15 protein-coding genes are annotated in these 12,967 nt (G+C 56.1%); 3 read left to right on the top strand and 12 right to left on the bottom strand.

The annotated features are described in order from the left end of the window. Window position 1 precedes the first annotated feature (1 nt). Together H151_RS0101170 and H151_RS0101175 are read right to left on the bottom strand one after the other, a co-directional pair. Window positions 2-976: an SPFH domain-containing protein gene (locus tag H151_RS0101170; RefSeq protein ID WP_019959787.1), complete on the bottom strand. Its 975-nt coding sequence runs from the start codon at window positions 974-976 to the stop codon at window positions 2-4. Between the two features lie 94 nt (window positions 977-1,070). Further along, window positions 1,071-1,553: a peroxiredoxin gene (locus H151_RS0101175; RefSeq protein WP_026353751.1), complete on the bottom strand. Its 483-nt coding sequence runs from the start codon at window positions 1,551-1,553 to the stop codon at window positions 1,071-1,073. Between the two features lie 122 nt (window positions 1,554-1,675). On the opposite strand from H151_RS0101175, the gene H151_RS0101180 reads away from it, so the two are divergent. Next, entirely contained in the window at window positions 1,676-2,260 is a 585-nt protein-coding gene (locus tag H151_RS0101180) for a YqgE/AlgH family protein (protein WP_019959789.1), read from the top strand. Here the strand turns inward: H151_RS0101180 and H151_RS15110 are convergent. From H151_RS15110 to coxB, 10 genes are all read right to left on the bottom strand, one after another. Further along, on the bottom strand, window positions 2,251-3,378 hold the full coding sequence (locus H151_RS15110) for an EAL domain-containing protein (RefSeq protein WP_019959790.1): 1,128 nt from the start codon (window positions 3,376-3,378) through the stop codon (window positions 2,251-2,253). The two genes, H151_RS0101180 and H151_RS15110, sit on opposite strands and share 10 nt — an antisense overlap. 32 nt (window positions 3,379-3,410) lie before the next feature. Continuing rightward, the gene (locus H151_RS0101190) at window positions 3,411-3,989 is read right to left on the bottom strand and encodes a GNAT family N-acetyltransferase (protein WP_019959791.1); all 579 of its coding nucleotides are present in this window, start codon (window positions 3,987-3,989) and stop codon (window positions 3,411-3,413) included. Window positions 3,990-4,075: 86 nt separating this feature from the next. After that, a complete protein-coding gene (locus tag H151_RS0101195) occupies window positions 4,076-4,780 on the bottom strand; it encodes an SURF1 family protein (RefSeq protein ID WP_019959792.1) in 705 nt (234 codons plus the stop codon). Between the two features lie 9 nt (window positions 4,781-4,789). Beyond that, the gene (locus H151_RS0101200) at window positions 4,790-5,200 is read right to left on the bottom strand and encodes a DUF983 domain-containing protein (protein WP_019959793.1); all 411 of its coding nucleotides are present in this window, start codon (window positions 5,198-5,200) and stop codon (window positions 4,790-4,792) included. Beyond that, window positions 5,200-6,096, bottom strand: coding sequence for a cytochrome c oxidase subunit 3 (locus H151_RS0101205; RefSeq protein ID WP_019959794.1), 897 nt, complete (start codon window positions 6,094-6,096; stop codon window positions 5,200-5,202). Before H151_RS0101205 ends, H151_RS0101200 begins: the two co-directional genes overlap by 1 nt. A gap of 64 nt (window positions 6,097-6,160) precedes the next feature. Then, window positions 6,161-6,748, bottom strand: a complete 588-nt coding sequence (locus H151_RS0101210; protein ID WP_019959795.1) for a cytochrome c oxidase assembly protein — start codon at window positions 6,746-6,748, stop codon at window positions 6,161-6,163. Then, the gene (locus H151_RS15115) at window positions 6,749-6,964 is read right to left on the bottom strand and encodes a hypothetical protein (RefSeq protein ID WP_019959796.1); all 216 of its coding nucleotides are present in this window, start codon (window positions 6,962-6,964) and stop codon (window positions 6,749-6,751) included. Then, window positions 6,965-7,939 (bottom strand): heme o synthase, encoded by a 975-nt coding sequence (locus tag H151_RS0101220; RefSeq protein ID WP_019959797.1) that lies wholly within the window; start codon window positions 7,937-7,939, stop codon window positions 6,965-6,967. Window positions 7,940-7,973: 34 nt separating this feature from the next. Further along, entirely contained in the window at window positions 7,974-9,605 is a 1,632-nt protein-coding gene (gene ctaD, locus H151_RS0101225) for a cytochrome c oxidase subunit I (RefSeq protein ID WP_026353752.1), read from the bottom strand. Window positions 9,606-9,617: 12 nt separating this feature from the next. Continuing rightward, on the bottom strand, window positions 9,618-10,505 hold the full coding sequence (gene coxB, locus H151_RS0101230) for a cytochrome c oxidase subunit II (protein ID WP_019959799.1): 888 nt from the start codon (window positions 10,503-10,505) through the stop codon (window positions 9,618-9,620). A gap of 218 nt (window positions 10,506-10,723) precedes the next feature. On the opposite strand from coxB, the gene H151_RS0101235 reads away from it, so the two are divergent. Then, window positions 10,724-11,374, top strand: a complete 651-nt coding sequence (locus H151_RS0101235; protein WP_019959800.1) for a hypothetical protein — start codon at window positions 10,724-10,726, stop codon at window positions 11,372-11,374. A 118-nt stretch (window positions 11,375-11,492) separates the two neighbouring features. Further along, window positions 11,493-12,905: a metallopeptidase TldD-related protein gene (locus H151_RS0101240; protein ID WP_019959801.1), complete on the top strand. Its 1,413-nt coding sequence runs from the start codon at window positions 11,493-11,495 to the stop codon at window positions 12,903-12,905. Window positions 12,906-12,967 lie beyond the last annotated feature (62 nt).

Raw genomic sequence — 12,967 nt, forward strand, 5'->3', positions numbered from 1 at the left:
ATTAAACGCCGGGTCGACCATCACTTGTGTTCTCGCTGGAATTACGCACGGCTTGGCCCGCAATATCCTTGGCCGCCTTGGCGAGCTCGCCCACACCGCTGACCGTGGAGACGATTGAGCTAAACTCGGCCGGGATAATCACCGTCTTGGTCTGGTTGGAACTCGCCAGCTTACCAAAGGCCTCCACATAGGCCTGGCCTAAGAAGTAATTGATCGCGCTGACATCGCCCTGTGAAATCGCTTTTGAGACCATTTCGGTGGCTTTGGCTTCGGCCTGGGCTTGGCGCTCACGCGCTTCAGCATCCAGGAATGCCGCTTCGCGCCGGCCTTCAGCCTCACGGATTGCGCTTTCCTTCTCGCCTTCCGCGCGCAGGATGGCTGATTGCTTTTCACCTTCAGCTTCCAAAATTTGCGCACGCTTTAAGCGTTCTGCCTTCATCTGGCGCGCCATCGCTTCGGTAATGTCCATCGGCGGGGTTAAATCGCGGATCTCAATCCGGGTGACTTTCACGCCCCACGGATTGGTCGCCGCATCAATGACGGAGAGGAGCTGAGCATTGATCTCATCACGCTTGGAGAGAGTCTCATCAAGGTCCATCGAGCCGACCACCGTACGCACATTGGTCATGGAGAGATTGATGATTGCCAGCTCCAGATTATTCACTTCATAGGCCGCGCGGGCTGAATCAATCACCTGAATGAAGACCACAGCATCCACCGAAACCATAGCGTTATCGCGGGTAATCACGTCTTGATTGGGCACATCCAAGACGCGTTCGCGCATATTGATGCGCGTGCCGACACTATCAATAAAGGGGGTAATGAAATGCAGGCCCGGATGCAGGGTGCGGATATAGCGCCCAAAGCGCTCCACGGTGAATTGCATACCCTGAGGGACAACTTTGATCGTCGCTCCGGTAATGACCAAAGCCAGAATGACAAAAACGACGACCAGAATTAGGCCTGGATTAAGCATGAAAACCCCCTCTTGAATCTAGACGCCAAGTATAGCGTGAAACCCAAGAGGGGAAAAGCAAAACCGGAGATAAATCGGTTTTAGATCAAAGCGCTTAAAGCTTGTTCAGCACATAATCAGCGCTTGAAACTTCAAAACTGCCGGGCTCTTCGACAAAGACATCCTCAACCACGCCGTCTTTGACAATCATGGCATAGCGTTGCGAACGAAGGCCCATGCCAAAGCCGGTACCATCCATGGTGAGACCAATTTCTTTGGCGAAATCACCATTGCCATCGGCCAGCATCAACACTTGATCGCCGCCATTTTGGCTTTTGCCCCAGGCATTCATAACGAAAACATCATTGACCGAGACGCAGGCAATGGTATCGACGCCCTTGGCTTTGATCGCATCGGCCTTTTCAACAAAACCCGGCAAATGGCGCGCCGAACAGGTTGGGGTGAAGGCACCGGGCACCGCGAATAACACCACGCGCTTATCTTTAAACACGGCCGCCGTGTCCAAAGGCTCCGGGCCGTTCTCGCCCATCGTCATGAAAGTGGTTTGAGGCAGGCTGTCACCGGCTTTAAGGGTCATCACGCAATCCTTTTCGTGTTGAAGGGCAAAGATGAGGTAAGACATCCCCACGTAGAAGGCTTTTTACGCGGGCGCAAGAAAACGGCTGGACATCCCCCACGTCTTTGAGAGAAGCTTTATATATGAGCGATGATGACGATATCCAGGACGATGGCTTCTTAACGGGGCGGATTTTAATCGCCAGTCCCACCATTGGCGATCCGCGCTTTGATAAAAGCGTGATCTTTTTATGTGCCCATGAAAGCGATCACGCCATGGGCCTGATCTTAAATAAGCCGATGTATAGCCTGCGCCTACCGATGTTATTGGAGCAATTGGGTGTGGAAAAAGCCAAAATCGCCCCCGATAAGCCGGTTCTCGCCGGGGGGCCGGTGGAGAAAGATCGCGGCTTTGTGCTCCATACCTGCGATTATCTATGCCCCGAGGGGACTTTACCCATTGCCGCGGGCATTGGCCTGACCGCAACGCGCGAAATGCTCGACGTGCTGCCCAGTGCGGATGCGCCGCGCCGCGCGCTGATGGCTTTGGGCTATGCCGGTTGGGAAAGCGGACAATTAGAAGATGAAATCCAGGCCAATGCCTGGCTGGTCACTGAACCCGATGAGGGCCTGATCTTTGATGACGATCATGGGCGCAAATGGGAACGCGCGCTGCATAAATTGGGTGTTGCGCCCAGCCAGTTGATCGGATCAGCCGGTCACGCCTGATGGGCGTGATAGCGCCCGGCCCGGCCCGCGCTTAACACCGTTGAGGCCGCCTCGGGGTTCAGCGCGCCATCATAATAAAAGCCTTGCGCATAGGTACAGCCCATATCACGCAGGCGCAGCGCAATGTCACGCTCCTCCACGCCTTCGGCCACCACGCTGAGGCCCATATCCTGCGCCAAAGTCAGAACGCTTTGCACAATGGTGCGCGCGCCCTCATCACTGGCCATCGCGCGAATGAAATATTGATCGATTTTCAGCCCATCGACCCCAAAACGCGATAGCCGCGCCAATGAGGAATAACCCGTTCCAAAATCATCAAGCAGCACCAAAACCCCATGACGGCGCAAGGTTGCAATCGCGCCCATCGCCGCATCGGCATGGCGCATCACTTCGGTCTCAGTAATCTCGACTTTGATCTGACCGCGTTTAAGCCCTGCCCCCACCACCAGAGCGCTCAACTGCTCAGCAAAACCGCGCTGGGTCAGTTCCCATCCGCTGACATTGACCGCCAGATAGAGCCCGTCATGCCCGCTGGCCGTCCAGGCGGCCATATCTTTCATGGCACGCGCACGCACGGCCTCGCCCATCGTACCCAACAGGCCCAAATCCTTAGCCAGGGAAAAGAAATCATCTGGACCCAACAGGCCTTGATCGGGGTGATACCAGCGCGCCAAAGCTTCAAAACCGGCCAAGCTCTCATCTGACAGACGGATCAGGGGTTGGTAGAAGGCCGTCATCTCGCCGTCTTTAAGGCCTTGATGCAGGGCATGTTCGGCCTCAATCCGCGCCAGCCCCGCGCCCGGCCCGGTCCCGGCCGGCAAGATCAAGCCCTGCCACACCCCGCCTTTATGTGTTCCGACCAAGCGCACAAAGCGCACGACGTTTTGAGGGTCAATCAGGCGCAGGCGGATATCGCTGCGCCCTTCGCGTGCTAAAACCGTCAGCTTGGGCTGATCGACCGGCGCACAGAGGGCTTGAAACGCGTTGAGCATGCCTGCGCCAGGAAGGCTTAAGCGCGTTGATACCCCATCTATGGCGAACTGATCGCGCGGATAATCCACGCGCAGAACCAGCGCATCCGCACCGGCCAAGGCCTCGGTGATACATGCGCGATCCATACTGCGCCCCTCCCCCTTTTGCCCCGTCATGATCAGCGAATGGGATCGCCCTTGACGATGGCAAAGCGCATATGATCGCGCCACGCGCCATGAATTTTCAGATATTTGCGCGAGAAGCCTTCGGGTGAAAAGCCAATGGAAAGCAAAAGACTGCGCGAGGCTTCATTCTCGGGCCGCGTTGCCGCTTCAACCCGGTTCAGCCCCATAGGCCCAAACGCAAAGACCAAGGCCCGGCATACCGCCGCGCGCGCATACCCCTTACGCACATAGGGCGAGCCAATCCAATAGCCGATATCGGCCGATTGCAAGACCCCGCGCCGGACATTGTTGAGATTACACGCGCCCAGCAAAACCCCATCGGTTTCGCGGAAGATGAAAAAGGGATAGCCTTGACCGGTTTCCACATCCTGGTGATAGCGTTTCAGGCGGCGCTTATAGGCGGTCTTGGTCAGCTCATCATCTGACCAGCTCGGCTCCCACGGCTCAGTATGAGTGCGCGAAGCAGAGCGCAATTTGGCCCAGGCCTCATAATCATCCAACATAGGATGGCGCATTCGGATCTTGTCGGCCCAAAGGACCGTCTCGGTAAAGTCATCACGCCAAAGGGCCATGTGAACGCTTCCCATCCCGGCTTCTCAACTGGTCTTTTTATCTCTAATAGAGCGTATTTTATGCTCTAAGAGCCAGTCTAGCGCGATTATTCTTTCTTTCGCGTGAAAATCAAACGGCCCGACTGCACATGATACACGCCATAAACCACGACCAAGGCCAAGGCCATCAAGAACCAGGTCAGGGCATAGCCGAAATGACGCTCTGGCGGGGTCTGGGTCAAAAATTCTGGCAGGCTGCCATTATCCAGCTCAATCCAGCCTTGGGGAGCCAAGGCAGAGCCCGGCAGGTTCAGCGCTTGGGCCATGGCCAGGGGCTGAAAAGCATAGAAAGTCCGCTCCGCCAAATTCGCCTCAGGCGTAAATGGGCCCACTTGCAGACCTGTGGCAAAGCGATAGGCCGGTTGCGCGGTAAAGCTAACGGCTTCCTCAGCCAGAAAAGGCTCAAACCCGGTCTCGATCAGAATGGCCGCGGCACCTAAACAGGCCGGGGCCGACATCGGCTTAAACACGCGCCAGCCCGCCACATTCTGCGGGCCCCGCCCCCAGACCTTGACCGCACGGCGCTCCTCTAAGCGGGGAGGTTCCACCAGAAGCGGACGGCCCGAATCCAGATTGGGCGCACACAGGGCAGTTTCCAGATCCTGCGCAGGTTCTGCGCGCATCGCTTCAAAGCGCGCGATCAGATCCGATTTCCAGCCCATGCGCTGGACCTGCCACACCCCGAGGCCCAGCAATAAAGCCAGGGCCGGGATCAGGCAGAGCGTTAAAACCGGATAGGGACGAAAGCTCATCACGCGCCTTTAAGCGCTGGGCGGCATTGATGGCGGGCTAGCCCCGTCACCGGCCTCATCGTCTTCCAGGCGGGCCTCTTCGGCATCATTCTTAAATTGCAACGCAAACATCACCGCCTTAAATGGACGGATCATGATCAGGCAGAGAAAGAGCGATAAGGGCAGCCATAACAGCGCGTGCAACCAGTAAGGCGGCTGGGCGGCCAATTCCAACACCAAAGCCAGCGGCACAACGATAAAGCCGACAATGCTCATGATGAAGACCGCAGGGCCATCGCCAATATCTTCAGAACTGAAGTCTTGACCGCAGGCATCGCAATGCTCGGTCACTTTAGAAAACCCATCGAATAATGGGCCTTCACCACACGCCGGGCAGCGCGAACGCAGCCCGGCGATGAAGGGATCAGGACGTGTGGTCACTAGTGCCCACCGCTAACAGCGCCTTGGAAGACGACATAAACGAAGGCGAACAGGAACAACCATACCACGTCAACAAAGTGCCAATACCAGGCCGCCGCTTCCAGACCGAAATGCTTTTGCGGGGTCATTTGACCAGCCAGAACGCGCAGCAAGCAGACCAGGAGGAAGACTGTCCCGATGATCACGTGCGCCCCGTGGAAACCGGTCGCCATGAAGAAAGACGCGCCATAAAGGCTGCCCGAAATACCGAACTGAGCGTGGCTATATTCGTAAGCCTGCATGCAGGTGAACAAGAAGCCCAAGATCACGGTCAACAGAAGGCCGATTTTCGTACCCTTACGATCGCCATGCTGGATCGCGTGGTGTGCCCAGGTCACTGTCGTGCCTGACAACAACAAGATCAAGGTGTTGATCAAAGGCAGGTGGAAAGGATCAAAGGTATGAATGCCGGCGGTGAAGCCCTGCGTCGCCCAATCGCCCAATTCATACATTTCAGTGTTCCAGCGATGTCCCGCGCGGTCATGACCGAACAAAGCGCCTTCAAAGAACATCCAGAACCAGGCCACGAAGAACATAATCTCCGAGACGATGAACAAGATCATGCCATAGCGCAGACCCAGATCAACAACCGGAGTGTGATCGCCTTTGAGCGATTCTTTGATCACATCGCCCCACCAGCCGACCATGACATAGCCGATGCCCAGGAAGCCCAGGATCATCAGCCACGGATGGCCTTTGCCCAGAAAGAAATAAGCCCAGCTGGCTTCATCCGTCACCAGACCTTTCATAAAGGTCACAGCCCCAATCGCCAGAATGAACGCCGATAACGACGCGACGAAGGGCCATGGGCTTGGATCTACCAAGTGATAATCGTGTTTTACTGCGCCGCCAGCCATTTATTATTCTCCTGAACGTCCCTACACAGTCATGCGCCCGTCATAGCCGGGCTCACCGTTAACTTCAATCCAAACTCGCCGTTCCCCGATCAGGTCCGGCAGACGATATATTTGTCTCATCCGATTCTGCTTCGTAGAAGGTATAAGACAAGGTAATGATGCGCACATCGTCCAGACGTGCCGTCTCATCAAGATCAGGGTCCACAAAGAACAGAACCGGCATATCCATGCTCTCGCCTGGGGCCAAAGTCTGTTCTGTGAAACAAAAACACTCGATCTTGGAAAAATAAGGGGCCGCCTTAAACGGGGTGATATTATAGGTCGCAACCCCAGTAATCGGATGATTGGTCGGATTAGTGGCGCGGTAATAGGCCAAAACTGATTCGCCAATATGCACGGTCATCTTGGTCTGTACTGGCTCAAACACCCAGGGCATCGAATGATCAGTACTGGCGTCAAAGCGGATTTCAACCGTGCGATCAAGAACCTGGCCGGTATCCGCCTCAGCGACCTGTGTCGTGCCGCCATAGCCCGTCACCCGACAGAAAAGATTGTACAGTGGGACCGCGGCATAGGCCATGCCCACCATGGTCACCACCGCAGCCAGGCAGATCGTTAAAACGCGGGTATTTTTATCACGTAAAAACTTCATTTAGCCCGCACCCCCGGCCGAAATATTGCTCGCCAAACGAATAACGGTGACGGCGAAAATCAGCCCCATAAAGCCCACGAGCGATAAGGCAATCATGATATTGCGCTTGTTACGGGCCGCGAGCTCTTCCGGGCTCAGCTTTACAAAATCCAGCTTTTCCCCATGAAGGGTATCGTGGCTGTCATTGGTGTTAGACGTCATGTGATCTTGGTTCATTTATGCACCCCATATCCGAGACAAGGGGATATAGGCCGCCAGGCCATGTTCGATCAGGAGTGCGGCAAAAAGTAATGTCAGATGCGCGATCGAGTAAGCAAACAGATCACGCGCAGCCTTGTCGCCCGCACGCACGGCATAAAGCTCATCCTCGGCCGCATTGGCATCGCCTGCGCGCGAGAGCCCCACACGGATCGCCAGCGTGAAGAAGAGCGCGCCACCAATTACAGAGGCCACAGCATAAACGACACCGCCCAGCCCCGTCGTCAAAGGCGAAAGGCTGGCCGCCAGATAGGCAAAGGTATAGAGCACGATCTGAATACGCGTGTAGGGCGCGCCCTTGGCCACGGGCATCATCGGGACTTTGGCCGCAGAATAATCACCGGCTTTATAGAGGGCCAGCGCCCAGGAATGGGGCGGCGTCCACAAGAAGATGATCAAAAACAGAAGGATGGAATTCCAGCTGACATCCCCGGTGGCGCAGGCCCAGCCGATCATCGGCGGAAAGGCACCGGCCGCACCGCCAATCACGATATTTTGCGGGGTCGAGCGTTTAAGCACCATCGTATAGATGACGGAATAGAAGAAGATGGAAAATGCCAACAGGCCCGCGGCGACATAATTGGTAGCCATAGCCATCAACAAGCAAGCGCCCAAAGCAGCAACAATCCCGAAGGCATAGGCATTTTCACGGCTGACAACGCCGCGCGGGATCGGACGAAGGCGCGTGCGCTTCATCACCGCATCAATATCGCTGTCATAGGCCATATTCAGGGCACCGGCAGCACCCGCCCCGACCGCCAATGCCAGAATGGCAATCGCGGCAGACACAATATTCATGTCCACTGGGGCCGCCACAAGGCCGGCCAACCCGGTGAACACCACCAAGGTCATGACCCGCGGCTTCATCAGGTCAAAATAGTCGCGGGGCGACGCTGTCGAAACAGCACCGCCCGCGCGTGGACTGACACTCATGTCGGTCAAAATGGTCTCACTTTCCTCGAACAGCTTACTTGATTTTCGGCAATTCGTTGAATTGGTGGAAAGGCGGAGGAGACGACAAGGTCCACTCCAAAGTCGTTGCGCTTTCACCCCAAGGGTTCGCCTCTGGGCGACGCTTCGGTGTGTTCCGCAGTAAGATGCTTTCAACCAGAACCAAGAGGAAGAAGAACATCCCAACGAGCATGACGACATAGCCAATCGAAGAGACCATGTTCCAGAAGGCATAACCATCTGAATAGTCAACATAACGACGGGGCATACCGGCCATGCCTAAGAAGTGCTGCGGGAAGAAGATGAGGTTCGCACCGACGAAGAAGAAGAAGAACTGGATATTGGCCAGCATCTCATTGTACTTCACGCCGAAGATTTTCTCGTACCAGTAATAGAAACCGGCAAAGATCGAGAACACCGCACCCAGGGACAGAACATAGTGGAAGTGCGCCACAACATAATAGGTGTCATGGAAAGCCTGGTCCACACCGGCATTGGCCAGCATAACCCCGGTCACACCCCCGACGGTGAACAGGAAGATGAAGCCGATCGCCCAGATCATTGGGGTACGGAAGGAAATCGACCCGCCCCACATGGTGGCAATCCAAGAGAAGATCTTAATCCCGGTTGGCACCGCGATGATCATCGTGGCGGCCACGAAGTAAGCCTTCAAATTCACATTCATACCCACGGTATACATGTGGTGTGCCCACACGATGAAGCCGATAAAGCCGATGGCGACCATCGCATAGGCCATGCCCAGATAGCCGAAGACGGGCTTGCGTGAGAAGGTCGAAACGATGTGCGAGATGATGCCGAAGCCAGGCAGGATCAGAATATACACTTCAGGGTGACCAAAGAACCAGAACAAGTGCTGGAACATGATGGGGTCACCACCGCCCGCTGGATCAAAGAAGGTCGTGCCGAAGTTACGATCGGTCAGCAACATGGTCAACGCGCCCGCCAGAACAGGCACAGACAGAAGCAGCAAGAAGGCCGTCACCAAGGTCGCCCAGGCGAACAGCGGCATTTTGTGCAAGGTCATGCCAGGGGCACGCATGTTGAAAATGGTGGTGATGAAGTTGATCGCGCCGAGGATCGAGCTGACCCCTGCAATGTGCAGAGACAGAATGACCAAATCGAACGCCGGACCATTATGGCCCGAGGTTGAAAGCGGCGGATACATCACCCAGCCGCCGCCGAACCCGTTATCCCCGCCAACGCCCGGTACAAACATGGACAAAAGCAGCAGAGAGAAAGAAAAAGGCAGGAGCCAGAACGAGATATTGTTCATCCGCGGGAAGGCCATGTCCGGCGCGCCAATCATCAAAGGCACGAACCAGTTACCAAAGCCCCCGATCATAGCCGGCATCACCATGAAAAAGATCATGATCAGGCCGTGCATCGCGGTGATGACGTTATAATTGTGAGAGTTCCCCCAGAAGCCGTTATTGAAGACCTGAAGGCCTGGCTCTGCAAGTTCCCAGCGGATGAGACCGGACATCGCGCCCCCGATAATCCCTGCGAGGATCGCAAAGACCAGGTACATGGTGCCGATATCTTTATGATTGGTCGAGTACACCCAACGTTTCCAGCTCCAATAGCTTGGCGTGTGGTCGTCGTGGTGAGCGGCGGCTTCGCTTGACATGTTCAGCTACCTCTAGCGCAGAGCAGCGAGTTGGGTCTCGCCTTGAGTTTGGTAATAGGCCGTTAAAACTTCCGGCGCGGTGTAAGGATCGTTTTGAGCCGCTGCAATCCAGCGATCAAAGACATCTTGAGGCACAACGTGCAGCTCGATCGGCATGAAAGAGTGATCACGCCCACATAGCTCAGAACACTGACCGAAATAAACGCCTTCCTGCTCAACATAGAACCAGGTTTCGTTCAAACGCCCAGGGATCGCATCCATCTTGATCCCAAAGGCGGGCATGGCCCAGTTATGGATCACATCAGACGCCGTTACTTCCAAACGCACGGTCTGGCCAGCGGGAACGACCATCGGCAGATCAGCAGACAGATTGCGGTGCTGACCCGGGCCAATATCTTCGGCGGCAACCATACTTGAAATGAACTCAAACCCGCCTTGATCAGGATAGGCATAGGTCCAGTTCCACTGATTGCCCGTGACTTTAATCGTCATATCCACGGCGCTAACGGTCTCACCAGCTTCGTTCTGCTCGGTCGGCAACACATCTTCAAGATAGAGAAGACGGAAAGACGGCACCGCGATAACCACCAGGATCAGAACCGGTACGGCCGTCCAGATGATTTCCACCAAAGTGTTGTGGCTGAATTTGCTGGGGTTGGGGTTGGCTTTGGCGTTGTAACGCACAATCACCCACAGCAAGAGCGCCAAGACGACTAAGGTAATGATGGTGATGATCCAAAGGACCATGGAATGGAAGCTGGTAATGGCTTCCATGACGGGTGTGGCAGCCTCTTGCAAGCTCACTTGTTTATCCGTGGCAATACCGCGCACAGTGGCGGACGCCCCGGAGGCGAACAGGATAGAGGCGATGAAGGCGATAAGAGCGGCCTGGAAACGCATGGCTCCCCCGAAAGGTCAACGGTTCGAAATAAAGACACCAAGAGTGTCAGATTGCGGCGGAATATAGGCCGGTCCTCCCTCCCTGTCAGGAGGTTAATGGCGCCTTTTTGTCGCAGGGGTGCCACTTTTTGTCACCCCGACCCTAATTCCGCCTCTGGTGAATCTAGTTTGAGTTTGTTATTGTCTATGTGGGGTTAAACATTTGGGTGGGAATTGCAATGGCCTTTGATCAGAACCAAAGCCGGAATAAATGCATTAAAGACGCCGCCTTTGGCGGGCTTGCAGGCCTCGTCGTTGCGATTGGCCTCATCCTTTTGATGTCCTTCATCATGGGCGGCAATGCCCATGGCCAAGAAAGAGATTCGCGAGAATCGCGCGTCAATCCCGATGCCTCTTATCTGGCCGCCCTCACCGATTGTCAGGCTGGAACGCGAATGATCACTCCCAGCGCCTCGACCTTGGGGGCATGTGATTATGCCCTGAACGCCAGCACGCACGATACCCGCAAAACCGCAGAAATTCTCATTGATCGCGCCATTATCGCGCTGAACCGCAATGAAATCCGCCCCGCCCTCGCCGATCTGGAGCGCGCCATCAGCTTAGAGCCTGACATGGCCGTGGCTCATCTCAATCTCGCCGCCGCCGCTATTAAAGCCGGGCAGTTCCAGCGCGCCCTGGGGGCCGCGGAAGCTGCGCTTAGCCTCAATATCTCTGATCCAGCCCTGGCGCATTATAATCGTGCGATCGCTTTGGAGGGTCTGCGCCTGTGGGATGAAGCCTATCTCGCTTATGGTGAGGCCGCAGCGCTTGCCCCTGACAATGTTGAGTTTGCCGCTCAGCCCCGCCGCTTTCGCCAGCATCAGGGCTAGTTCGCGCCTCTTTATTCCTGCCTTATCCGCATGAAACTGCCGCGCGCCCCTCGCGCTAGGCAGTCTGGCGCGCTATGTCTTAGATCTCATCGTAAGATAATAGCGGAGCCGAGCCCTGATGACCTCCACCCCCTTTGACGCTTTTGACTTTACCGCCGAGCAAGCCCGCACCGTCCTCAGCGAGGCTTTAAGCGGGGCCGATGATGGGGAATTATTCCTAGAGGTCTCAACATCGGAATCCCTCGCCTTTGATGATGGCCGCTTGAAAATGGCCAATTTCGATTCTGAGCGCGGCTTTGGCTTACGCAGCGTTTTTGAGGACAGCTTTGGCTTTGCCCATTCCAATGATCCGACTTTGGCGGCTCTAAAGCGCGCCGCCGCAACGGCCAGCGCCGCGCGCCAGGGCCGTAATGCCGTCATGGCCCCACCGCCTGCGCGCACCAATAATGTCCTCTATGGCGATATTGATCCCATCGTCTCGCCCGGTTTCGATGCCAAAGCGAAATTGCTGGCCGAGATCGACGCTTACTTACGCAACAAGGATGACGAGGTTGTCCAGGTCGCCTGCTCCCTCAGCGGGGAGCGCCGGGTGATCGCCATTGTACGCGCCGATGGCGATGTACGCACCGATATTCGCCCTCTGGTGCGCCTCAATGTCTCCGTCACGATAGAGCGCCAAGGCCGCCGGGAAAGCGGTTCAGCCGGCGCGGGCGGACGTGCCGAATTTGAACGCTGGATCGCGCCGGAACACTGGAAAGCCCTCGCCGATGAGGCTTTACGCGTGGCTAAAGTCAATATCGCTGCCGTCGACGCGCCTGCGGGCGAATGGGAGGTGATGCTGGGGGCCGGTTGGCCCGCGATTTTGCTGCATGAAGCCGTCGGTCACGGCCTGGAAGGCGATTTCAACCGCAAAGGCAGCTCTGCCTTCGCCGGAAAAGTCGGCCAGCACGTCGCCGCCAAAGGCGTAACGGTCATTGATGACGGCACGATTGCCGACCGACGTGGCTCGATCACCTTTGATGATGAAGGCACGCCCAGCCAACGCACCACCCTGATCGAGGACGGCAAGCTGGTCGGCTATATGCAAGATCGCATGAATGCGCGCCTGATGGGCGTTGCCCCCACTGGCAATGGCCGACGCGAAAGCTATGCCTGCCCGCCCATGCCGCGCATGACCAATACCCTTATGGCCAATGGGGATCGTGATCCGCAAGAGATGCTCGCCGATGTCAAAGACGGCATCTTCGCCAAGAATTTCGGCGGCGGTCAGGTCGATATCACCTCCGGCAAATTTGTATTCCGCTGCACCGAAGCCTATCGCGTGCGCAACGGCAAAATTGAAGAGGCGATCAAAGGCGCAACCCTGATCGGGGATGGCCCCACCGCCTTGACCAAAATCTCCGCCATTGGCAATGACTTTGAAATGGACCCTGGTGTCGGCACCTGTGGTAAGGCGGGCCAAGGCGTGCCTGTCGGGGTCGGTCAACCCTCCCTCACCCTGCAAGGCTTGACCCTTGGCGGCGCGGGTTAAATCAGAACCTCGTGATTTTTAAGTGAAAAGAGAGCCAATTGGCTCTCTTTTTTATGATATGG

This window comes from Woodsholea maritima DSM 17123, from assembly GCF_000382325.1.
Classification (GTDB): domain Bacteria; phylum Pseudomonadota; class Alphaproteobacteria; order Caulobacterales; family Maricaulaceae; genus Woodsholea; species Woodsholea maritima.

Bases quoted from the DNA above. Each gene is read 5' to 3' on its own strand.
- H151_RS0101170 (WP_019959787.1), bottom strand. From the start codon at position 976: ATGCTTAATCCAGGCCTAATTCTGGTCGTCGTTTTTGTCATTCTGGCT.
- H151_RS0101175 (WP_026353751.1), bottom strand. From the start codon at position 1,553: ATGACCCTTAAAGCCGGTGACAGCCTGCCTCAAACCACTTTCATGACG.
- H151_RS0101180 (WP_019959789.1), top strand. From the start codon at position 1,676: ATGAGCGATGATGACGATATCCAGGACGATGGCTTCTTAACGGGGCGG.
- H151_RS15110 (WP_019959790.1), bottom strand. From the start codon at position 3,378: ATGGATCGCGCATGTATCACCGAGGCCTTGGCCGGTGCGGATGCGCTG.
- H151_RS0101190 (WP_019959791.1), bottom strand. From the start codon at position 3,989: ATGGCCCTTTGGCGTGATGACTTTACCGAGACGGTCCTTTGGGCCGAC.
- H151_RS0101195 (WP_019959792.1), bottom strand. From the start codon at position 4,780: ATGAGCTTTCGTCCCTATCCGGTTTTAACGCTCTGCCTGATCCCGGCC.
- H151_RS0101205 (WP_019959794.1), bottom strand. From the start codon at position 6,096: ATGGCTGGCGGCGCAGTAAAACACGATTATCACTTGGTAGATCCAAGC.
- H151_RS0101210 (WP_019959795.1), bottom strand. From the start codon at position 6,748: ATGAAGTTTTTACGTGATAAAAATACCCGCGTTTTAACGATCTGCCTG.
- H151_RS15115 (WP_019959796.1), bottom strand. From the start codon at position 6,964: ATGAACCAAGATCACATGACGTCTAACACCAATGACAGCCACGATACC.
- H151_RS0101220 (WP_019959797.1), bottom strand. From the start codon at position 7,939: ATGAGTGTCAGTCCACGCGCGGGCGGTGCTGTTTCGACAGCGTCGCCC.
- ctaD (WP_026353752.1), bottom strand. From the start codon at position 9,605: ATGTCAAGCGAAGCCGCCGCTCACCACGACGACCACACGCCAAGCTAT.
- coxB (WP_019959799.1), bottom strand. From the start codon at position 10,505: ATGCGTTTCCAGGCCGCTCTTATCGCCTTCATCGCCTCTATCCTGTTC.
- H151_RS0101235 (WP_019959800.1), top strand. From the start codon at position 10,724: ATGGCCTTTGATCAGAACCAAAGCCGGAATAAATGCATTAAAGACGCC.
- H151_RS0101240 (WP_019959801.1), top strand. From the start codon at position 11,493: ATGACCTCCACCCCCTTTGACGCTTTTGACTTTACCGCCGAGCAAGCC.